Below are 20,229 nucleotides of genomic sequence, written 5' to 3'. Positions count from 1 at the left end.
GGCCACCCTATCGCGGGCCCCGGATCCGCCCGGATCGGGGCCCGCCGCGTCTCACGGTTCGAGGATGCTGAGGTGCCGCTCTGCGGGAGCGGGACGCTTGGGGCCGCCGATCTTCCCGTCGGGACGGCCGACGTAGAGCCAGCCGAGCAGCTCCTCGCCCTTCTCGAGGCGATGCGCCTTCCGCACGGCCTTGTCGCGCGTGTAGGAGCCGGTGCGCCAGAAGACACCCCAGCCCGCCTCGTCGAGCAGCAGGCTCAGGAGGTGGGCGACGCCCGAGGCGACGGCCTCCTGCTCCCAGGCCGGCACCTTCGACTTCTTGACGCTGACCACGACGGCCAGCAGCAGGGAGGCGCGGTGCGTCTTCTCGATGTACTTCCGCGGGTCCTTCTTCGCCCCCGAGGCGACCGCGAAGCTGCGGCCGACCCGGTCGCGGGCGGCGCCGCGGATCTCGATGACCCGCCACGGGCGCAGCGAGCTGTGATCGGCGAGACGCGACGCCGCCGAGACGAACGCCGCGATCTCGTCGTGCCCCGGAGCCTCCGGCGTCACCTTCGAGCGCGATCGGCGCGCGAGGACGGCCTCGAGCACGGGGGAGGAGGACACGGTCACTCGCCCTCGGCCTGGAAGTTCAGGGCGATCGAGTTCATGCAGTAGCGGTCGCCGGTGGGCGTGCCGAAGCCGTCGGGGAAGACGTGTCCCAGGTGGGATCCGCAGTTCGCGCAGCGGACCTCGGTGCGGACCATGCCGAGGGTGCTGTCCTCGATCAGCTGGACCGCGTCCGGGTTCACGGACTCGTAGAAGCTCGGCCAGCCGCAGCCGGAGTCGAACTTGGTGCCGCTCTTGAAGAGCTCGGCGCTGCAGGCGGCACAGGTGTAGAGGCCGGAGCGGTGCTCGTCGAGCAGCTCGCCGGTCCACGGGCGCTCGGTGGCCGCTTCGCGCAGGACCGCGTACTGGTCGCGGTCGAGCTCCTCGCGCCACTCGGCGTCGGACTTGTTCACGGAATACGACGACATGGGTCTCCCTCGGAATCCTCGTCAGTGTACGGGGGCGGTCGCGCCCCTCCACCTGGTCCAACCCCCGGGGCGACGGCTCCATTCCGCCTCCGCGGGCTGTGGAGGAGACTCCCCGCCTCCATGCCGCGACACGGTCACGAGCCGTTCGGAGCGCCTCCCCGGCGGCGGCCGTGGGCCTGCCTACCCTGGAGGGATGAGCAGGACGACGGACCCGAGGCCGGGCATCGGTCTGTCCGAGCGCGAGCTGCGAGTGCTCGCCTTCGAGCGCGAGTGGACGGCCCGCTCCGGGGACAAGGACGACGCGATCCGCTCCCAGTTCGGACTGTCGGCCGCCCGCTACTATCAGGTGCTCAGCGCGGTGCTCGCCTCTCCGGCCGCCCTCGCGCACGACCCGATGCTCGTCACGCGGCTGCAGCGCATCCGCGACCAGCGCGCCGGCGCCCGCGCCTCGCGACGCCTCGGGCGCCTCGAGTAGACGAGCTGCTCGAGTCCACCAACGGAAGGCCGGCCGTACCCCCGATGTCGAACACGCACCCGAGAGACCGCTTCGACGAGGTCCCGGCGACGGAGGCGCGCGTCGGCGCCCACCGCCGGCCGCCGGCCCCTCACGCCCGCGCCGTCGCCCTCGCCTGGGCCGCCCTCGCCACCGGAGTCATCGTCCTGCTCGGCTTCATCGGGCTGCTGGTCATCGACGACCGGGTGCAGTTCACGGACGTCTTCACTCCGCCGACCGCGACCGCGGAGGCGACCCCGACCGCAGCCGCGACGCTCGATCCCGATCTCGCCGTCGCCGTCCTCAACGGCACCGCCACCGTCGGACTCGCCGCCAGCGCCGGCGACGCCCTGACGACGGCCGGATGGAGCGTCCCGACCGTCGCGAACGCGAACACCGAGGACATCGCCGCCACGACCGTCTACTACACCGACCCAGCGCTCGAGGGAGCGGCCCTCGGTCTCGTCGACTCGCTCGGAACGGGGACCGTCCTGCTCTCGCAGGACTTCGTCGAGACGGGCTCCGTCGTCGTGGTCCTGGGGGCCGATTACGCCTCCGAGCAGGGCTGATCGGGGCCCTCTGTTACGGGCACGTTTCCTCCGTGTTGAATCCCGGGCAACTCTTCCCCGCGAGGCCCTTTCCAGCCCCTCCCGGGGCCGACAGCCGGATTAGTATTCCTGACCAGGCACCAGCACATCGCTCGTGCCGCGGGCATCACAGCACTGGGGAGTACAGAGATGGCGAACGGAACCGTCAAGTGGTTCAACGCTGAGAAGGGCTACGGCTTCATCACGGTCGACGGCGGCGGACAGGACGTCTTCGTCCACTACTCCGCGATCGACATGTCGGGGTACAAGGTCCTCGAGGAGGGGCAGCAGGTCGCGTTCGAGGTCGGCACGGGGTCGAAGGGCCCCCAGGCCGAATCGGTCCGCCCGGCCTGACCGCCGAGCCTCCCAGGAGCCGTCGTCCGCCTCGTGCGGGCGGCGGCTCCTTCGTGTCGGACCGCGTGCCGGTCGCTTGCACTCGTCCACCGCGAGTGCCAGAATCGACCTTGGCACTCGCTCCGGTCGAGTGCCAGCACAGACATTTCACGACGTCCGGGAGGGACGAGAAACACACATGGCCAAGATCATTGCTTTTGACGAAGAAGCCCGCCGCGGCCTCGAGCGTGGACTCAACACTCTGGCCGACGCGGTCAAGGTGACCCTCGGCCCGCGCGGCCGCAACGTCGTCCTCGAGAAGAAGTGGGGCGCTCCCACCATCACGAACGACGGCGTTTCCATCGCCAAGGAGATCGAGCTCGACGAGCCGTACGAGAAGATCGGCGCCGAGCTCGTCAAGGAGGTCGCCAAGAAGACGGACGACGTCGCCGGCGACGGAACCACCACCGCGACCGTCCTCGCTCAGGCTCTCGTCCGCGAGGGCCTGCGCAACGTCGCGGCCGGCGCCGACCCGATCAGCCTCAAGAAGGGCATCGAGAAGGCCGTCAAGGCCGTCACCGCCGAGCTCATCGCCGGCGCGAAGGCGATCGAGACCAAGGAGGAGATCGCGGCGACCGCCTCCATCTCCGCCGCGGACCCCGAGATCGGCGCGATCATCGCCGAGGCGATCGACAAGGTCGGCAAGGAGGGCGTCGTCACCGTCGAGGAGTCGAACACCTTCGGCACCGAGCTCGAGCTCACCGAGGGCATGCGCTTCGACAAGGGCTACCTGTCGCAGTACTTCGTGACCGACCCCGACCGCCAGGAGGCGGTGTTCGAGGACCCCTACATCCTCATCGTCAACTCCAAGGTCTCGAACATCAAGGACCTGCTCCCGGTCGTCGACAAGGTGATCCAGGCGGGCAAGCAGCTGCTGATCATCGCCGAGGACGTCGACGGCGAGGCGCTGGCGACCCTGGTCGTCAACAAGATCCGCGGCATCTTCAAGTCGGTCGCCGTCAAGGCCCCCGGCTTCGGCGACCGTCGCAAGGCGCAGCTCCAGGACATCGCGATCCTCACCGGCGGCCAGGTCATCTCCGAGGAGGTCGGCCTCAAGCTCGAGAACGTCACCCTCGACCTGCTCGGCTCGGCCCGCAAGGTCGTCATCACCAAGGACGAGACCACGATCGTCGAGGGTGCCGGCGACGCCGAGGCCATCGCCGGCCGCGTCGCCCAGATCCGCGGCGAGATCGAGAACACCGACAGCGACTACGACCGCGAGAAGCTCCAGGAGCGCCTCGCGAAGCTCGCCGGCGGCGTCGCGGTCATCAAGGCCGGAGCGGCGACCGAGGTCGAGCTCAAGGAGCGCAAGCACCGCATCGAGGACGCCGTCCGCAACGCGAAGGCCGCCGTCGAGGAGGGCATCGTCGCCGGTGGTGGCGTCGCCCTCATTCAGGCCGGCAAGCTCGCCTTCGAGAAGCTCGAGCTCGTCGGAGACGAGGCGACCGGCGCGAACATCGTCAAGGTCGCCATCGACGCCCCGCTCAAGCAGATCGCCCTCAACGCGGGCATGGAGCCCGGCGTCGTCGCTGCGAAGGTCCGCGAGCTGCCCACCGGACACGGCCTCAACGCCGCGACCGGCGAGTACGTCGACCTCATCGCCGCGGGCATCATCGACCCGGTCAAGGTCACGCGCTCCGCTCTGCAGAACGCGGCGTCGATCGCCGGTCTCTTCCTCACCACGGAGGCCGTCGTCGCCGACAAGCCCGAGAAGAACCCGGTCGCCGCGGGCGGCGACCCCACCGGAGGCATGGACTTCTAGTCCGTCCCCCCACCACGCAGAAGGCGGTTCCCCTCCGGGGGAGCCGCCTTCGGCGTTTCCGGAGGCATCTGAGCGAGCAGCAGGCGACCGAACCGGCAGGTGGTTCTGAATCCGCTCCGCGACCACAACGGCGGTCCTCCTGCGGTGGCACCGCACTCCGCGCCGCCTCGGTCTCCTCAGCGGACACCGGCACCAGAAGCGCGTGGGGTGCGCCGGTGCGGGTCGCGACGTACGGGGTCGGGGCGGAGATGTCGTCGGCCGAACGGATGCGGACGGCGACTCTGCAAGAGCCGGCGACGCGGCATCCGTCGAGCGTCGGGTGTCATCTCCAGCGGTCCGGGCGGGCTCGCCGCCCGTTGGTCCCCAAGAGGAGAGAATGAGCCGTGCGCGGCCGTGCGCGGCCGTGCGGGCCGGGTGGGCGAGGTCACGGTCGCTCGGGCGGATCGATCTGTGCCGCTCGCGGACGTCGACGGGAGAGCTCGGACCGAAGGGGCCCCCGAGGAAGGACGGACCGCGGTGCGGATCAGACCGAGGCGGGGGAGGTCTCGCCGTTCTGGCCGACCGTGAGCAGCGGCAGCGCGACGCGGAAGGTCGCGCCTCCGCCCGGCGTCTCGACGACGTCCACGCGGCCCTTGTGCGCGGCGACGATCGAGGACACGATCGCCAGTCCGAGGCCGCTGCCGCCGGTCTCGCGGGTCCGCGACGTGTCCGCGCGCCAGAAGCGCTGGAAGATCTTCTCGCGGATCTGCGGCGGGATGCCCTCGCCGTGGTCGATGACCTCCAGCAGGGCGAGGCGGCGGGAGCGGTCGACGGCGACGCCGATCTCGATCGGAGTGTCCTCGGGCGTGTAGCGGACGGCGTTGCCGATCAGGTTCGTCAGGACCTGGCGGATCTTGTTCTCCTCCGCCATCACCATCGCGGGCACGCCCGGCTCCTCGGGGGCGGTGGCGGTGCCGGCGGCGATCTCCTCGGCGTTGACCCGGCGCGGACGCCGGCGGAATCGGGCGAGCCTCGCTCCTGCCGCGGCGATCGGGCCGGTGAGCCCGGGGTTCGTCAGCTCCATGGTCTGAGTGGCGGAGGCGCCGGCCTCGTCGGGCTCGAGCGCGGGCGTCTCCACGGGGGTGTCGTCGCGGGTCTCGACGCCGAAGTCGCGGTCGGGCCAGGAGGCCATCGCGTCCATCGCGGCGTCGCGGGCGAGCGGCATCAGATCGACGGGCGCGAGTGCGAGAGGCTTCGTCTCGTCGAGGCGGGCGAGCTCGAGGAGGTCCTCGACCAGGCCGCCCATCCGGATCGCCTCCTTCTCGATGCGCTCCATCGCCTGGCCGACGGCCTCGGGCGTCTGCAGAGCGCCCATCCGGTACAGCTCGGCGTAGCCGCGGACGGAGACCAGCGGGGTGCGCAGCTCGTGGCTGGCGTCGCCGACGAAGCGGCGCATCTGGTCGATCGTGCGGGCGCGGTCGCGGAAGGCGGAGTCGATCCGCCCGAGCATCGCGTTCAGGGAGCGGTTGAGGCGTCCGACCTCGGTGTTGGGTGTCGTGCCGTCCAGGCGCTGGCTGAAGTCGCCGTCGGCGATGGCGGCGGCGGTCTGCTCGACCTCGCGCAGCGGGGCGAAGGTGGTGGTGACCAGCAGGCGGGTGAGGAGTGCGCCGATCACGACGATCGCGACTCCGAAGCCGAGGAAGATCGTGAGGTACGTCGTCATGATGACGTCGACGCTGCGGGTCGACACCGCGAGCAGGAGCGTCTGGTACTCGGTGCCCCTCGTGAACACCGTCGACATGACGTGGTACTCGACCTTGCCGTTGGAGCTCCAGATCTCCATCGGCTTGTCGCCGCCCTGCAGCGCCTGCTCGAGGGTGAAGGTCTGCGGGAAGGCGGGGTCGGCCGCGCCGGACGCGTTCGTGTTGTCGAGCGTGCCGTACTGGTCGTAGACGGCGCCGAAGTCGGCCTTGGACTCGTCGATCGCGGCGAGGTCGTTGACGGAGAGGTCGCTCGCCGTCCGCTGGACCTGGTCGGCCAGCTGCGCGTCGAGCTGGGCGACGAGCTGCGGCTTCAGCATCGTCATCGTCCCGATCCCGGAGACGAGGAGTCCCAGCGTGAGCAGGAGGACCGTGACCGCGGTGATCTTGGTGCGCAACGAGATGGAGTTCCACCGCTCGGCCAGACCCTGGTGCATGGCGGTGGAACTCCCTCGGGATCGGCGGGCGCCGCGCCTCCGGCGGGAGGTGGCGCCGAGGTGGCGGAGGCTAGGCCTTCGCGACCTTCAGCATGTATCCGAATCCTCGCTTGGTCTGGATGAGCGATTCCTCCGAATGCGTGTCGAGCTTACGTCGCAGGTACGAGATGTAGGACTCGACGATGCCCGCATCGCCGTTGAAGTCGTACTCCCAGACGTGGTCGAGGATCTGCGCCTTGCTGAGCACCCGGTTCGGGTTGAGCATCAGGTAGCGGAGCAGCTTGAACTCGGTGGGGCTGAGCTCCACCGGCTCGTCGCCGACGAGGACCTCGTGCGTGTCCTGGTCCATCGTCAGCTCGCCGGCCCGGATGACGGCGTCCTCCTCGGCGTGCATGGTGCGGCGGAGGATCGCCTTGATGCGCGCGACGATCTCGTCGAGGCTGAACGGCTTCGTGACGTAGTCGTCACCGCCGACGGTGAGGCCCGTGATCTTGTCCTCGGTGTCGTCCTTCGCCGTGAGGAAGAGGATGGGGGAGGTGTACCCGGCCGAGCGGAGGCGCTTGGTCACGCCGAATCCGTTCATGTCCGGGAGCATCACGTCGAGGATGATCAGGTCCGGCTCCTCCTCGAGGACCGCCGAGATCGCCTGGGCCCCGTTGCCGACCGCACGCACGGCGAAGCCGGCGAAGCGGAGGCTCGTGGTGAGCAGGTCTCTGATGTTGGGCTCGTCGTCGACGATGAGAATGCGGGGTCCGTCCATGCAGGACAGTATCTGGCCGTCGGCTGTACGGAGTCTGGGAGTCGGTTGTCCGGGCGCTCGGTGCCGGCTCGGCGGCGGGGAACGCCGGATCGGAGGCGGTGCGGCAGGAGGAGAGCGCGTCCGATCAGGACTGCGCGCGGCGGCGCCGGACCCCCACGATGAGCATCGCGATCATCATGAGGAACGCGATGGGCAGGCCCACCAGCGGCACGGCGAAGACGAACTGCCAGAACGGGCCGGCGTACTCGCGGATCCCGAGCGCGGGGGCGACCAGGATCGCGAGGAACGCGAGGACCGTCACGACGATGATCGCGATGAACATGTAGGCGAGCGTGCGCTCCGCGCGTCCGACGCCCGCCGGCTCCTGTGGCTTCACCCGTCAAGGATAGGGCGGCCCCGGTCGACTAAACTGATGGCTGCTTCATTTCCAGGAGGGGTCTGCATGCCTACCGGCAAGGTCAAGTTCTACGACGAGGAGAAGGGCTTCGGCTTCATCAGCACTGATGACGGCCAGGAGGTCTTCCTGCACGCTTCCGCGCTGCCCTCCGGGACCGCGGTCAAGGCCGGCACCCGACTCGAGTTCGGCATCGCCGACGGCAAGCGCGGGGCGCAGGCGCTCTCGGCGCGCGTCCTCGACGCCCCGCCGAGCCTGGTGAAGCTCAACCGGAAGTCCGCGGACGACATGTCCGTGATCGTGGAGGACACGGTCAAGCTGCTCGACGGGATCGGCGCGGGGCTCAAGCGCGGCCGCTACCCCGACAAGGCGCACGGGCGCACGATCGCGGCGCTCCTGCGCCGGGTTGCGGACGAGCTGGATGCCTGACGCCGACGGCACGACCGACGAGCAGGGCCCGGTCGAGGAGACCGTCGCCGCTCCGACCCCGGAGGACGCTCGCGTGGAGCAGTCCTCGGGAGAGGGCGACTCCGGCGCCGAGCCTGACGCGACTCCCGCCGATTCTGACTCCTCCGCTGAGGACGCGCGCGGAGCCGACGAGGAGACCGACGCTGACCAGGCGGCTCCTGTCGACGAGGCTCCCTCCGGCGAGGGTGAGAGCGACGCGGCCCTCCCGGTGACCGAGGCTTCTGGCGAGGACTCCGCCTCTGCGGAGGAGACTCCTCCGGCCGACGACGTCGCCGCGGAGGCGGGAGTCTCCGGCTCGGGCACGGCTTCTGCTGCAGTGCCGGCTCCTGCTGAGAACGCGGCCACTGCTGACAACTCGACTCCTGCTGACGACGCGGGAACACCTGAGGACTCGGCTCCTGCTCAGGACCTGGCTCCTGCTGACGACTCGGCTCCTGCTGAGGATGCGACTTCTGCTGAGGATTCCGCCCTCGTCATGGACGAACCTTCCGAGGCCGATGGCGCACCGGCGGCGGACGCGACGTCAGCCGACGACGACGCTTCCACGGGGGAGGCGGACGAGGCCGCCGCGGACGAGGCTCCCGAGCCCGTCTACGAGGCGGACGCCGTGCTTGCCGGGTCTCTCGATGTCGCGCGCGCCGCGCTCGCCGAGATCGCCCCCGAGGGGACGATCGGCGAGCTGGTCACGACTCTGGCGCAGGGCGAGCACGTCGTGTCGCTGCAGTTCGCGAACCTCATGCGCGGGTACCCGGGTTGGCTGTGGACGGCGACGCTGTCCCGGATCGACGAGACCGAGGACGTGAACGTCCTGGAGGTCGAGCTGCTGCCGGGCGAGGGCGCGGTCCTCGCTCCGGACTGGGTGCCGTGGTCCGTGCGTCTCGCCGACTACCAGACCGCGCAGGACGCGCTCGGCGAGGAGGTCGAGGACGGCGACGAGCTCGAGGACGCCGAGGAAGACGACCTCGACGACGAGTCGGACGACGACTCCGACGAGGACGAGGACGACTCGGACGACGACGACGATCCGGTCGACGACGACGACGACTCGGACGACGATTCCGACGGCGACGACTCGGACGACGAGGACTCGGACGAGGACGACTCCGACGACCCGGACGACGACTCGGACGACGAGGACTCCGACGACGTCGAGCCCGAACCCGCTCCCGCCCCGACCACCCGTCGCCGTCGACGTCGCCGCTGATCCGGTCCGGCGCCGCCCGATGAGCATCGACTCCGACACCCGCATCGCCTATCCCGACGGCGCCGTGCGCTCCTCCGGGCGCGTGCAGCACGTGGGCCGGCTGGAGGACGGCCGCTGGGCGGTCGTCCTCGATGCGACCGCCGCTCACCCCGTCGACTCGACCTGGCCCGACCAGGGGCCCGACCGCGGCGCGCTGGTCGTGGCGGGGGAGCGGCATCCCCTCATCGACTGCCGCATCGGGGCGTGGCAGGGCGGCGAGCTGCACGTCGGCGAGCGGCTCCCGGCGCGGCTCGGCACTCCGGAGTGGAGCTTCGTCGTCGTCCACATCGTCGACGACGCCTCCTCACTCCACGTGGACGACGAGGTCGGCGTCGAGGTCGAGCAGGAGCACCGGCACGAGCTCTCCCGCGGGCACACCGCCTGCCACCTCGCCTCCCTCGCCCTGAACGCCGCTCTGGCCTCGTTCTGGTCGAAGCCGGCGCGCACCGACGCTCTCGGGAACCCGGACTTCGACCAGGCGGCGATCCAGACCTCGCGGATCCGCGAGTCCGGCTCCACCGACGTCTACCGCCTCGGCAAGTCCCTCCGACGCAGCGGGATGGACACCGCCCGCCTGCTGGCGGAGATCCTCGAGGTGCAGGAGCGGGTGAACGCCCTCCTCGCCGAGTGGATCGCCTCGGACGCGGAAGTGCGCATCGAGCGCGATGACGACCTCCTCAGCACGCGGCGGACATGGCGCTGCACCCTCCCCGCGGGGGACGCCGCGATCGCGTGCGGCGGCACCCATGTCGAGCGCCTCGGCGAGTTCACCGGCCTGCGCGTCCGTCTCGAGCCCGAGGCCGACGGCACCGGACTCCGGATGGAGACCGACGCGGTCTAGCGGCGGTTGCGGCTGTAGAACAGCCCGATCGTGCCGAGGACCAGTCCGATCACGACGGTCGACAGGACGACCGGCTCGATGACGGCTCCGACGGCCGTCGCCACGAGCACGGCCACGAGCGCGACCGCCCAGACGACGCACCCGACCAGCAGAGCCGTCGCGTCGTCGCTCGCGTAGGGCGGCGGCGCGGGCCGCCGCTCCTCCTCGCGCAGCCACAGCCGCATGGCGTGCCTCAGACCGCCAGGCGCTCGAGGACGTGGTCGATGCAGCCGAGCAGCGAGCGGACGTCGTCCGGCTCGATCGCGACGAACGTCGCCACGCGCAGCTGGTTGCGGCCGAGCTTGCGGTACGGCTCCGTGTCGACGATCCCGTTCGCGCGGAGGATCCTCGCGACGAGAGCGGCATCGACGGAGGCGTCGAAGTCGACGGTCGCGACGACCTGGGAGCGGTGCTCGGGCACCTCGACGAACGGGGTGGCGAGGCTCGAGGCCTCGGCCCAGTCGTAGATCGCGGAGGAGGACTCGGCCGTGCGCGCAGACGCCCAGGCCAGGCCGCCCGAGGCGTTCATCCACTCGAGCTGCGACTCCATCAGCAGGAGGGTCGAGAGCGCCGGAGTGTTCAGCGTCTGGTTCAGGCGCGAGTTGTCGACGGCGTTCTTGAGGCTGAGGAACTCGGGGATGTAGCGGCCGCTCGCCGCGATGCGCTCGATCCGCTCGATCGCGGCGGGGGAGAAGAGGCCGAACCAGAGTCCGCCGTCGGAGGCGAAGTTCTTCTGCGGGGCGAAGTAGTAGACGTCGGCCTCGGCGATGTCGACGTCGATGCCGCCCGCCGCGCTGGTGGCGTCGATGACGGTGAGCGCGCCCTCGTCGCCGCGGACCCGGCGGACCGGGGCCATCACTCCGGTGCTCGTCTCGTTGTGGGGCCACGCGTACACGTCGATCCCCTCGACGATCTCGACCTCGCTTCGGGACCCCGCCGGGGCGGAGACGACGTGGGCCGGCTCGAGGAACGGCGCGGAGGCGGCGGCCGCGAACTTCTGGCCGAACTCGCCGAACGTGAGGTTCTCGGCGCGGCGCTCGATGAGGGAGAAGGCGGCGGCGTCCCAGAAGGCGGTCGAGCCGCCGTTGCCCAGCAGGACCTCGTAGCCGTCGGGGATGCGGAACAGCGTGGCGAGGTGCTCGCGCACGCGCCCGACGAGGTCCTTGACGGGCGCCTGGCGGTGCGAGGTCCCGAGGAGGTGCGCGCCCTGCGTCGCGAGGTGGGCGAGCTGGTCGTGCCGCACCTTGGACGGGCCGCAGCCGAACCGTCCGTCGTGGGGGAGCAGCTCGCGAGGAATGGTGAGGTCCGGCATGCGTTAATACTAGGGTTCCCGGCCCGCACCCCTCCTCCGAGCGACGGAGGCCTGCGTCGCGCCGCAGCGCCGATGCTGCGTCGAGGCGACCACTAGGGTGGAGCGCGCCGAGACGGGAAGGCTGAGATGACGGATCTGATCGACACCACCGAGATGTACCTGCGCACCATCCTCGAGCTCGAGGAGGAGAACATCATCCCGCTGCGCGCGCGCATCTCGGAGCGGCTCAGCCACTCCGGGCCGACCGTGTCGCAGACCGTCGGTCGCATGGAGCGCGACGGCCTCGTCGTCGTCTCGGGCGACCGCCACCTCGAGCTCACCTCCGACGGCCGCCGCAAGGCGATCCACGTCATGCGCAAGCACCGCCTCGCCGAGCGGCTCCTCCACGACGTCATCAAGCTCGACTGGGAGTTCGTGCACGAGGAGGCCTGCCGCTGGGAGCACGTGATGAGCGAGCAGGTCGAGCGCCGTCTCCTCGAGATGCTCGACCACCCGACGGAGTCGCCCTACGGCAACCCGATCCCGGGCCTGGACGAGCTCGGCGACACCCCCGCCTCCCGCTTCGCCGACGGCGTCATCAGCCTGCCGCGCTTCGTCGCCGGGTCGAGCGAGCCCCGCCGCGGCGTCGTCCGTCGCCTCGGCGAGCCGGCGCAGGTCGATCCGGAGCTCCTCCTCCAGCTCAAGCAGGCCGGGGTCGTGCCCGGTGCCGAGGGCGAGTTCTCGGCCCTCAACGGCTACGTGCTCGCGCGCATCGACGGAGCCGAGGCGGGCATCGAGCTGCCCAACGAGGTCGCGGCGCACATCTTCCTCGTCGTCTGACCCCGCCTCCCTGGGAGTGGCCCGTACGGGCCCCTAGCGCATCCGGTGACCGGAGGCGAACGGGAGAGCGGTCTCTTTCCGCCGAGAAGGTGACAAATCGGTAACGGTCGCTTACGCTCTGTGGAGCCCTGCGGCCGAGCCTCGGTCCCAGGGCGCGGGATCCGACGCCCCCACACCCGTCTCGGATCCTGTGCACACCGATGCTTCGTGCATGAGACGGGACAGCTGCCTGGGCTGAGGGGACGTCGGAGGATCTCCCCCTTGCCCCAGAACCCCCTCACCCCGAACGAGGACGCCGGCTCACCCGACCGGTTCCGCTCCAACCACCCCGACCGCTCCGGCGACGCGACCTTCGAGAACCGGCCCCCGGTCATCCGCGCCCGGATCCACGGGGACGCACCCGTCTCCCGTCGCGCCGTTCCCGCAGCTCCTGCCCGCCGCGCGGACATCACCGACTTCGTGCCGTCGCCGGCCGGGACCCCGCGCAAGCGCCGGGGCCGTGTCGTCGGCAAGGTCGCGATGGTCGGCTTCGCCGGCGCGCTGGTCGCGACCATGGCGCTCCCCGCCTACGCCTTCACTCCGGGCAGCCAGGACGACGGCCTGTTCGCGGCGTCGCGAGCCGACCTCCTCCGCCAGGGCTCCGCGCAGACCGTCGCCGTCGACGGCGGAGTGGTGCAGGCCGCGATCGCCCGCGACGGCTTCTCGGCCGAGGCGGCGCCCCCGCCGCCCGCACCGGAGCCCGAGCCCGTCGTGGTGGCCGAGCCCGTCGTCGACACGAGCGACGTCGAGGAGGCGCGCGCCGAGACCGCCGAGGAGTTCAACTCCTACTCCGGCGCCTCGGCCAGCGAGATCGCGGCCGCCGCCCCGACCACCAGCTACAGCCTCTCGGCGGTGTTCGATACGGCGATGCAGTACCAGGGCGTGCCCTACGTCTTCGGTGGAGCCGACCCGAGCGGCTTCGACTGCTCCGGCTTCGTGATGTACGTCTTCGCCCAGTACGGCATCTCGATGCCGCACTCGGCTGCGGGCCAGGGCGCCATGGGCACCCCCGTCTCGCTCGCCGACGCGCAGCCCGGCGACCTCGTCATCATGGACGGCCACGACGGCTTCTACGCGGGCAACGGCAACATCCTGCACGCACCCTACGAGGGCGCGAGCGTCCGCGTGCAGCCGCTGTGGACCTCCGACTACCGGATCGTGCGCATCAACGGCTGACCCGGTCGATCCGCTCGAGAGCCCGTCCCCTCCTGGAGGGGGCGGGCTCTCGTCGTCCCGCCATGTGAACGCCGCGTGACGAATCCGGACCGACCCCTGGTGTTCCGGGCGTGAAGGGTTAACCTGAACCCCAGTCCGCTCGCGTGGCGAGCGGATCGATTCGTCGAGGGACGGAGTGCCGGGATGGCCGAGCGGAGCGGGCGCCACAGCGTGGGGCTGCGCTCGCGCGTGCGGCCGGCCGATTCGATACGCGCGCGGGTCCTCACCGCGGCGGTGCACTCCTCCGACACGCGGATACGACTCCACGTCATCGCGCGGCACTCCGCCGCGGCCTCGCAGGGCGCCGTCATCACGACGGCGCCCTTGCTCGTGGTCGCGGCGCTTTCGCGTGACGGCGTGCGACAGCACGGAGGTCACTGATGCGCACTCTGGTTCTCAACGCCGGCTACGAGCCGCTCGCGGTGGTGTCGTTCAAGCGGGCCCTGGTCCTGCTGATGACGGAGAAGGCGACCGTCATCGCCGCGGACGAGGGCAATCCGGTGCACAGCGCGCACGGCGACCACGTGCGGCCCTCGGTGATCGTGCTGACACGCTACGTGCGCATCCCGAGCGGCCGGAGCGTGCCGGTGTCGCGCCGGGGCGTGCTCCGCCGGGACAACCACCGCTGCGGCTACTGCGGTCAGCACGCGGCGACGATCGACCACATCCAGCCCAAGTCGCGCGGGGGCCGGGACACGTGGGAGAACCTCGTCGCCTGCTGCCAGCGCTGCAACAACGTCAAGAGCGACCGCACCCCGCACGAGATGGGATGGCGTCTGCGCACCGTCCCCCGGATGCCGCGCGCCGGCTCCTGGCTCGTGCGCGGCGCGGAGCGGACGCAGCCCGACTGGGACGACTACCTGGCTCCCGCAGCCTGACGGGCCGCGGTCGTGTCGCTGGCGGCGTTGTCGTCGGGCGCGATCGCCGGTATCGCTTCCTCCTCCGCCTTGCCAGCGCCTGACGGGCCGCGGTCGCGCCGCTGGCGGCGTTGTCGTCGGGCGCGATACCGCCGGTATCGCTTCCTCCTCCGCCTTGCCAGCGACACGACCGCGACCCGTCAGGAGAGGGGCGTCGGGTGCGGCCCAGCGTTACTCGTTGTCGTTGCCGGTGTTGGCGCTGGCGTTGCCGGAGCGCTCGCCGGCCCAGGTCCAGTTCGCGACCTCGGGGATGTCCTCGCCGTGCTCGCGGGTGTAGGCGCGGGCGCGGATGCGGGCGTCCTGCATCTCCTGGCGGAGACCGGCGGCGCGGGCGCCGAGGCCGGGGGTCCGGTCGATGACGTCGATCACCAGCGAGTAGCGGTCGAGGTCGTTGAGCATCACCATGTCGAACGGAGTGGTGGTGGTGCCGTTCTCCTTGTACCCGCGCACGTGCAGGTTGCCGTGGCCGGTCCGCTTGTAGGTCAGGCGGTGGATCAGCCACGGATAGCCGTGGTACGCGAACACGATCGGGCGGTCGGGGGTGAAGACCGCATCGAACTCGCGGTCGGAGAGGCCGTGCGGGTGCTCCGACTCCGACATCAGGCGCATCAGATCGACCACGTTGACCGTGCGGATCGCGAGGTCCGGCAGCTTCTCGCGGAGGATGCTCACCGCCGCGAGGGTCTCGAGGGTCGGCACGTCGCCCGCGCAGGCGAGCACGACGTCCGGGGACTCGCCCTGCCGCTCGCTGCTCGCCCACTCCAGGATGCCGAGTCCGCGCGTGCAGTGGGCGACCGCCTCCGCCATCGTGAGCCACTGGGGCGAGGGCTGCTTCCCGGCGACGACCACGTTGACGTAGTCGACGCTCCGGAGGCAGTGGGCGTAGGTCGAGAGGAGCGTGTTCGCGTCGAAGGGCAGGTAGACGCGCACGACCTCGGGCTTCTTGTTGACGACGTGGTCGATGAAGCCGGGGTCCTGGTGGCTGAAGCCGTTGTGGTCCTGGCGCCAGACGTGGCTCGAGAGCAGGTAGTTGAGGCTCGCGATCGGGCGGCGCCACTCGATGTCGCGGGTGCCGTCCAGCCACTTCGCGTGCTGGTTGAACATCGAGTCGATGATGTGGATGAACGCCTCGTAGCAGGTGAAGAGCCCGTGGCGGCCGGTGAGCAGGTAGCCCTCCAGCCAGCCCTGGCACTGGTGCTCCGAGAGCACCTCCATGACCCGCCCGGCGCGAGCCAGGTGGTCGTCGAGGGGGCTGAGCTCGGCGTCCCACTGCTTGTCGGTGGCGGCGTAGACGGACTGCAGCCGGTTGCTCGCGACCTCGTCCGGCCCGAAGAGGCGGAAGTTGGTCGGGTTGGCGCGGATGACGTCGGCGAGCCATTCGCCGAGCACCTTCGTCGCCTCCGCGACGGTGCCACCCGGCTGCTCCACGACGACCTCGTAGCGGCGGAAGTCGGGCAGGTCGAGGGTCTGCCGCAGCAGCCCGCCGTTCGCGTGCGGGGTCGCGCTCATCCGCAGCTCGCCCTCGGGAGCCAGCGAGCGGACGCGGTCGGCCACGCCGCCGTCCTCTGTGAAGAGCTCCTCGGGGCGGTAGGAGCGGAGCCAGTCCTCGAGGAGGCGGGTGTGCGCCTCCGTGTCGCGCGCGTTGGGCAGCGGGACCTGGTGCGAGCGGTAGGTGCCCTCCACCTGGACGCCGTCGATCTCGGTCGGACAGGTCCAGCCCTTCGGGGTCTTCAGTACGATCATCGGCCAGGCCGGGCGTGAGAGGTCGCCGGCGGCGGCGCGCTCCTTGATCGCCGCGATGCGGTCGAGCACCGTGTCCAGGACGTCGGCGAACCGCTCGTGCACGCGCATCGGGTCCTCGCCGTCGAAGCCGCCCTCGACGAGGAACGGCTCGTGGCCGTACCCGCGGAGGAGGCTGTCGAGCTCCTCCTGCGGGATGCGGGCGAGGACGGTCGGGTTCGCGATCTTCCAACCGTTGAGGTGCAGGATCGGCAGGACGACGCCGTCGGTGAGCGGGTTCACGAACTTGTTGGAGTGCCAGCTGGTGGCGAGCGGGCCGGTCTCGGCCTCGCCGTCGCCGACGACCGCCGCGACCAGGAGGTCCGGGTTGTCGAAGGCCGCTCCGTACGCGTGGCTCAGCGCGTAGCCGAGCTCTCCGCCCTCGTGGATGCTGCCCGGAGTCTCGGGGGCGGCGTGGCTGGGGATGCCCCCGGGGAAGCTGAACTGGCGGAAGAGGCGGCGCAGCCCCTCCTCCGACTCGTCGATGTGGGAGTAGATCTCGCTGTAGGTGCCGTCGAGGTAGGCGTTGGCGACCATGCCCGGTCCGCCGTGGCCGGGACCGGTGATGTAGAGGGTCGGCTGGCGGCGCTCGCGGATCGCGCGGTTCAGGTGCGCGTAGATCAGGTTGAGGCCGGGGGTGGTGCCCCAGTGGCCGAGCAGGCGGGGCTTGATGTCCTCGCGGCTCAGCGGGGTCTTCAGGAGCGGGTTCGCGAGCAGGTAGATCTGTCCGACCGCGAGGTAGTTCGCGGCGCGCCACCAGGCGTCGACCGAGTCGAGAGTGTCCTGGGTCAGCTCGGCGTCGGCGGGTCGCGCGATCCAGCTGTGCTCGGGGACGGGCAGGAGGGACGGAGCGGGGGAGTCGGCCATGTGCCCACGTTGGCATCCGGACGCCCGGGGCGGAAGGGCCTTGCAGGCCCGGTTCCGGAGGGGGTCAGCCGCGCGGCGTCGCCCGGCGGAGGACCAGCGAGCCGACCGCCGTCAGGAGCGCGGCGGGGACGAGGAGCAGAGCGGCGGCTCCGGCGGTGCCCGCGCTCTCGAGGACGTCCACCACGACCGGCCGGCCGCCGGCGAGAGCGACGACGACGACCACCGCGAGTGCCGCCGCTCCGAGGACGAGGAGGAAGGCCGTCACTCCGCGCTCCCGCCAGCGGAGGAAGACCGCGCCCGCTGCTCCGCCGAGGGCGAAGGCGGTGAGGAGCGAGCAGAGCAGGACGACGAAGCGCTCGAGCCACGGGCCGTCGAGGGGAGAGGCGAGGAAGAGCGCGCCGCCCAGCCACCAGCCCCCGGTCGCCTCCTCGATCGCCCCGAGGGCCACGACGATCGCGGACCAGAGCACGGACAGTGCCGCGAAGGCGAGGGCGCTGCCGAGGACGTGGTCGCGCCGGGTCGCTCCGTAGCTCAGCGCCAGCCCGAAGGTGGCGGTCGTGGCCTGGATGGAGCCGATGAAGAGGAAGACGACGATCAGCATCCCCGGCCCCACGAGCAGGATGCCCGAGTCGCCGCCGCCCCGCTCGGCCCCGATCCCGCGGAGGACGAGCCACCAGATCACGAGGTTGCCGGCGAGGACGGCGAGCAGGACGAGCAGCGGCCAGCCGAGGACCGTCCCGGGGTGGGCGAGGTGGAGCCTCAGAACGGAGAGGATCCTCCGCGAGGAGGCGGAGCGGCGGGCGGGGGCGGTCATGGTCGGTCCTCTCGGATCGGTGGCGGTGGTGTCAGCTGCTGCGCGGGGTGGCGCGGCGGAGGATCGCCCAGCCCGCGACTCCGGCGATCGCGGTCGGGATGAGCGAGAGGGCGTAGCCGCCCGCGTATCCGACGCTGCCGAAGAAGGAGCCGACGGCGGGCCAGTTCTCGGTGAGCGTGAGGAGGGCGATCACGGCCAGCAGGAGGGCGCCGAGGATCCCGAAGAAGAGCAGCATCCCGCGCTGGCGCCAGCGCACGTAGACCGCCGCCGTCGCCGCTCCGATGAAGAAGAAGAAGAGCAGGGCGCAGAGCACCGCGACAGCCTGCTCGCCCACGGAGTCCCCGCCGAAGTAGATCGAGCGGAAGAAGCTGCCGCCGAAGCCCCAGCCGTCGGTCGCCCGCTCCACGATCCCAAGGACCACGAAGACGCCGGTGTAGAAGACCGAGAGGGCGACGAAGGTGAGGGCCGTGCCGAGGGAGAAGTCGCGGCGGGTGGCGCCGTAGCCGAGGGCGAGGCCGAAGGTGACGTTCACCGACTGGACGGCCACGACCATCATGTAGACGAAGAGGAAGAAGGACGCGCCGGAGTAGGTCATCCCCTCCTGCGCCTCGAGGCGCTCGCCGGAGTCGAGCCCGCGCAGGATCAGCCACCAGACGACCAGGTTGCCCGCCAGGATGACGGCCGTGATGATCAGCGGCGTGTAGAGGATGGTGGCGGGGTTCGCGAAGTGCAGGCGGACGATGCTGCCGAGGCGGCCGACGGCGGTGTCGTGGCGCGTGTGGGCGGCGGTGAGGGCGGTCATTCCGAGGCCTTCCCGGTGGTGAGCTGGACGACGAGCTGCTGGAGGGGGACGGACTCGAGCTCGAGCCCGTGGCGGGCGGCGGAGGCGCGGCCGGCGTCGTCGAGGCGGGGGAGCGTGGCAGAGGCGCGGCTGCCGAGAGCGGAGCGGGCGATGACCTCGCGGCCGGCGGTGAACGACTCGACGGCCTGCCGGGGTCCGATGACCGTTGCCGCAGCACCCCGCAGCTCCTCCGCGTCACTGTCGACGACGAGGCGGCCCTGGTCGATGACGAGGACGTGCTCGAGCAGGCTGCTGACCTCGTCGATGAGGTGGGTGGAGAGGACGACCGTGCGCGGGTGCTCGGCGAAGTCCTGGAGGAGGCGGTCGTAGAACAGCTGCCGGGCGACGGCGTCCAGCCCCAGGTACGGCTCGTCGAAGAACGTGAGCGGGGCGCGGGAGGCGAGACCGACGATCACTCCGATCGCCGAGAGCTGTCCGCGGGAGAGCTTCTTGATCTTGCGGTCGACCGGGAGGCGGAAGTCCTCGACGAGCTCGCGGGCGAACGCCTCGTCCCAGCCGTCGAAGAACCAGGGAGCGCTGCGCAGGACGTGCTTCACCTTGAAGTCGTCCGGGTACTTCTGGCTCTCCTTGATGAAGCAGGTGCGGGAGAGGACGGCGGCGTTCTCCACAGGCGACTGCCCGAAGACGCGGATCTCGCCCGAACTGGCGAACTCCTGGCCGGTGAGCAGCGACATCAGCGTCGTCTTGCCCGCGCCGTTGCGGCCGAGGAGGCCGTGGATGCGGTTCTCCTCCAGCGCGAAGCCGATGCCGTCGACGGCGCGCATGCGTCCGTAGTGCTTGGTGAGGTCGTGGACCTCGATGACCGCGCTCATCGCGATCCCCCTTCTGTGATCATGTCGGCGAGCTGCTCGGTGCTGAGGCCGAGCTTGGCGGCCTCGGCGAGCAGCGGAGCGACGAACTGGTCGCGGAACTGCGTGCGGCGCTTCTCGACCAGCCGGTCGCGCGCCCCCTCGGCGACGAACATGCCGATTCCCCTCTTCTTGTAGAGCACCCCGTCGTCGACGAGCAGGTTCACGCCCTTGCCGGCGGTGGCCGGATTGATGCGGTGGAACGCGGCGAACTCGTTGGTCGACGGGACCTGCGACTCCTCCGGCAGCGCGCCGTCGATGATGTCGTTCTCGATCTGCTCGGCGATCTGCAGGAAGAGCGGGCGGGAGTCGTCCACGCGGGCTCCTTCGGTGCTGGGTTGAGTGGTTAGTTGGTGTTGTAACTAACCATGGAGGCGGTAGGCCTTCGTGTCAAGAGGGGTGTGCCGCGCAGTCGCCGCGACGAGGGCCGTGGCGTGCTTCGCTGGCCTTGTGGTGGGGCCCTGTCGTCGCTTCGCGGGGGGCGGGGCACGGCGGGTACACTGGCTCGGCCAGCCTCTGTAGCTCAATGGAAGAGCGACTCCGTCCTAAGGAGCAGGTTGGGGGTTCGAGTCCCTCCAGGGGCACCAC

The 20,229-nt window shown here is 70.8% G+C and carries 22 protein-coding genes and 1 tRNA gene; 11 read left to right on the top strand and 12 right to left on the bottom strand.

Annotation, left to right across the window (positions count from 1 at the left end):
- Positions 1-51: 51 nt before the first annotated feature.
- Positions 52-609, bottom strand: a complete 558-nt coding sequence (locus C5C46_RS09330; protein WP_104226480.1) for a nitroreductase family protein — start codon at positions 607-609, stop codon at positions 52-54.
- Positions 606-1,013, bottom strand: coding sequence for a peptide-methionine (R)-S-oxide reductase MsrB (gene msrB, locus C5C46_RS09325; RefSeq protein ID WP_104224596.1), 408 nt, complete (start codon positions 1,011-1,013; stop codon positions 606-608). Before msrB ends, C5C46_RS09330 begins: the two co-directional genes overlap by 4 nt.
- 193 nt (positions 1,014-1,206) lie before the next feature.
- On the opposite strand from msrB, the gene C5C46_RS09320 reads away from it, so the two are divergent.
- The 4 genes from C5C46_RS09320 to groL all read left to right on the top strand — a co-directional run bounded on the left by C5C46_RS09320 (position 1,207) and on the right by groL (position 4,248).
- Positions 1,207-1,488: a DUF3263 domain-containing protein gene (locus tag C5C46_RS09320; protein ID WP_104226479.1), complete on the top strand. Its 282-nt coding sequence runs from the start codon at positions 1,207-1,209 to the stop codon at positions 1,486-1,488.
- A 44-nt stretch (positions 1,489-1,532) separates the two neighbouring features.
- On the top strand, positions 1,533-2,075 hold the full coding sequence (locus C5C46_RS09315) for a LytR C-terminal domain-containing protein (protein ID WP_104224598.1): 543 nt from the start codon (positions 1,533-1,535) through the stop codon (positions 2,073-2,075).
- A 168-nt stretch (positions 2,076-2,243) separates the two neighbouring features.
- Positions 2,244-2,447 (top strand): cold-shock protein, encoded by a 204-nt coding sequence (locus C5C46_RS09310; protein WP_104224599.1) that lies wholly within the window; start codon positions 2,244-2,246, stop codon positions 2,445-2,447.
- Between the two features lie 178 nt (positions 2,448-2,625).
- Positions 2,626-4,248: a chaperonin GroEL gene (groL, locus tag C5C46_RS09305; protein WP_104224600.1), complete on the top strand. Its 1,623-nt coding sequence runs from the start codon at positions 2,626-2,628 to the stop codon at positions 4,246-4,248.
- Positions 4,249-4,771: 523 nt separating this feature from the next.
- Here groL and C5C46_RS09300 read toward each other — a convergent pair.
- From C5C46_RS09300 to C5C46_RS09290, 3 genes are all read right to left on the bottom strand, one after another.
- On the bottom strand, positions 4,772-6,424 hold the full coding sequence (locus tag C5C46_RS09300; protein WP_104224601.1) for a HAMP domain-containing sensor histidine kinase: 1,653 nt from the start codon (positions 6,422-6,424) through the stop codon (positions 4,772-4,774).
- Positions 6,425-6,494: 70 nt separating this feature from the next.
- On the bottom strand, positions 6,495-7,184 hold the full coding sequence (locus C5C46_RS09295; protein WP_055787731.1) for a response regulator transcription factor: 690 nt from the start codon (positions 7,182-7,184) through the stop codon (positions 6,495-6,497).
- 124 nt (positions 7,185-7,308) lie between these two features.
- The gene (locus tag C5C46_RS09290) at positions 7,309-7,560 is read right to left on the bottom strand and encodes a hypothetical protein (RefSeq protein ID WP_244229474.1); all 252 of its coding nucleotides are present in this window, start codon (positions 7,558-7,560) and stop codon (positions 7,309-7,311) included.
- Between the two features lie 66 nt (positions 7,561-7,626).
- Here C5C46_RS09290 and C5C46_RS09285 point away from each other — a divergent pair, with 66 nt between their 5' ends.
- From C5C46_RS09285 to C5C46_RS09275, 3 genes are read left to right on the top strand one after another with little or no spacing between them, the layout of a single operon-like run.
- Positions 7,627-8,007: a cold-shock protein gene (locus C5C46_RS09285; RefSeq protein ID WP_104224602.1), complete on the top strand. Its 381-nt coding sequence runs from the start codon at positions 7,627-7,629 to the stop codon at positions 8,005-8,007.
- Positions 8,000-9,250: a DUF3027 domain-containing protein gene (locus C5C46_RS17245; protein WP_258059416.1), complete on the top strand. Its 1,251-nt coding sequence runs from the start codon at positions 8,000-8,002 to the stop codon at positions 9,248-9,250. The genes C5C46_RS09285 and C5C46_RS17245 overlap by 8 nt, the downstream gene beginning before the upstream one ends.
- A gap of 19 nt (positions 9,251-9,269) precedes the next feature.
- Positions 9,270-10,130, top strand: a complete 861-nt coding sequence (locus tag C5C46_RS09275) for a metal-dependent hydrolase (protein WP_104226477.1) — start codon at positions 9,270-9,272, stop codon at positions 10,128-10,130.
- On the opposite strand, the gene C5C46_RS09270 is transcribed toward C5C46_RS09275, so the two are convergent.
- Both C5C46_RS09270 and serC read right to left on the bottom strand, forming a co-directional pair.
- Positions 10,127-10,354, bottom strand: coding sequence for a DUF2530 domain-containing protein (locus tag C5C46_RS09270; RefSeq protein WP_104224604.1), 228 nt, complete (start codon positions 10,352-10,354; stop codon positions 10,127-10,129). The two genes, C5C46_RS09275 and C5C46_RS09270, sit on opposite strands and share 4 nt — an antisense overlap.
- 8 nt (positions 10,355-10,362) lie before the next feature.
- A complete protein-coding gene (gene serC / locus C5C46_RS09265; protein ID WP_104226476.1) occupies positions 10,363-11,481 on the bottom strand; it encodes a phosphoserine transaminase in 1,119 nt (372 codons plus the stop codon).
- 126 nt (positions 11,482-11,607) lie between these two features.
- On the opposite strand from serC, the gene C5C46_RS09260 reads away from it, so the two are divergent.
- The 3 genes from C5C46_RS09260 to C5C46_RS09245 all read left to right on the top strand — a co-directional run bounded on the left by C5C46_RS09260 (position 11,608) and on the right by C5C46_RS09245 (position 14,432).
- Complete coding sequence (locus C5C46_RS09260; RefSeq protein ID WP_104224606.1) at positions 11,608-12,300, top strand: metal-dependent transcriptional regulator; 693 nt, start codon at positions 11,608-11,610, stop codon at positions 12,298-12,300.
- A gap of 261 nt (positions 12,301-12,561) precedes the next feature.
- On the top strand, positions 12,562-13,515 hold the full coding sequence (locus C5C46_RS16900; protein ID WP_258059415.1) for a C40 family peptidase: 954 nt from the start codon (positions 12,562-12,564) through the stop codon (positions 13,513-13,515).
- A gap of 419 nt (positions 13,516-13,934) precedes the next feature.
- The gene (locus C5C46_RS09245) at positions 13,935-14,432 is read left to right on the top strand and encodes an HNH endonuclease (protein ID WP_104224608.1); all 498 of its coding nucleotides are present in this window, start codon (positions 13,935-13,937) and stop codon (positions 14,430-14,432) included.
- Positions 14,433-14,642: 210 nt separating this feature from the next.
- Here C5C46_RS09245 and C5C46_RS09240 read toward each other — a convergent pair whose 3' ends face one another.
- From C5C46_RS09240 to C5C46_RS09220, 5 genes are all read right to left on the bottom strand, one after another.
- The gene (locus C5C46_RS09240; protein ID WP_104226474.1) at positions 14,643-17,117 is read right to left on the bottom strand and encodes a phosphoketolase; all 2,475 of its coding nucleotides are present in this window, start codon (positions 17,115-17,117) and stop codon (positions 14,643-14,645) included.
- 64 nt (positions 17,118-17,181) lie between these two features.
- On the bottom strand, positions 17,182-17,931 hold the full coding sequence (locus C5C46_RS09235) for a hypothetical protein (RefSeq protein WP_104226473.1): 750 nt from the start codon (positions 17,929-17,931) through the stop codon (positions 17,182-17,184).
- A gap of 31 nt (positions 17,932-17,962) precedes the next feature.
- Positions 17,963-18,733, bottom strand: a complete 771-nt coding sequence (locus tag C5C46_RS09230) for an ABC transporter permease (RefSeq protein WP_104226472.1) — start codon at positions 18,731-18,733, stop codon at positions 17,963-17,965.
- Positions 18,730-19,605 carry an ABC transporter ATP-binding protein gene (locus C5C46_RS09225; RefSeq protein WP_104224612.1) on the bottom strand — a complete coding sequence of 292 codons (876 nt, stop codon included), beginning with the start codon at positions 19,603-19,605 and terminating at the stop codon, positions 18,730-18,732. Before C5C46_RS09225 ends, C5C46_RS09230 begins: the two co-directional genes overlap by 4 nt.
- Complete coding sequence (locus C5C46_RS09220; RefSeq protein WP_104224613.1) at positions 19,602-19,958, bottom strand: GntR family transcriptional regulator; 357 nt, start codon at positions 19,956-19,958, stop codon at positions 19,602-19,604. Before C5C46_RS09220 ends, C5C46_RS09225 begins: the two co-directional genes overlap by 4 nt.
- Positions 19,959-20,153: 195 nt before the next feature.
- On the opposite strand from C5C46_RS09220, the gene C5C46_RS09215 reads away from it, so the two are divergent.
- A tRNA-Arg gene (locus tag C5C46_RS09215) sits at positions 20,154-20,228 on the top strand.
- Position 20,229: the final 1 nt, after the last annotated feature.

The organism is Rathayibacter sp. AY1E6 (assembly GCF_002931115.1).
GTDB lineage: Bacteria > Actinomycetota > Actinomycetes > Actinomycetales > Microbacteriaceae > Rathayibacter.
The sequence above is the reverse complement of the archived record's forward strand: the minus strand, read 5'-3'. Positions and strand labels throughout refer to the sequence as shown.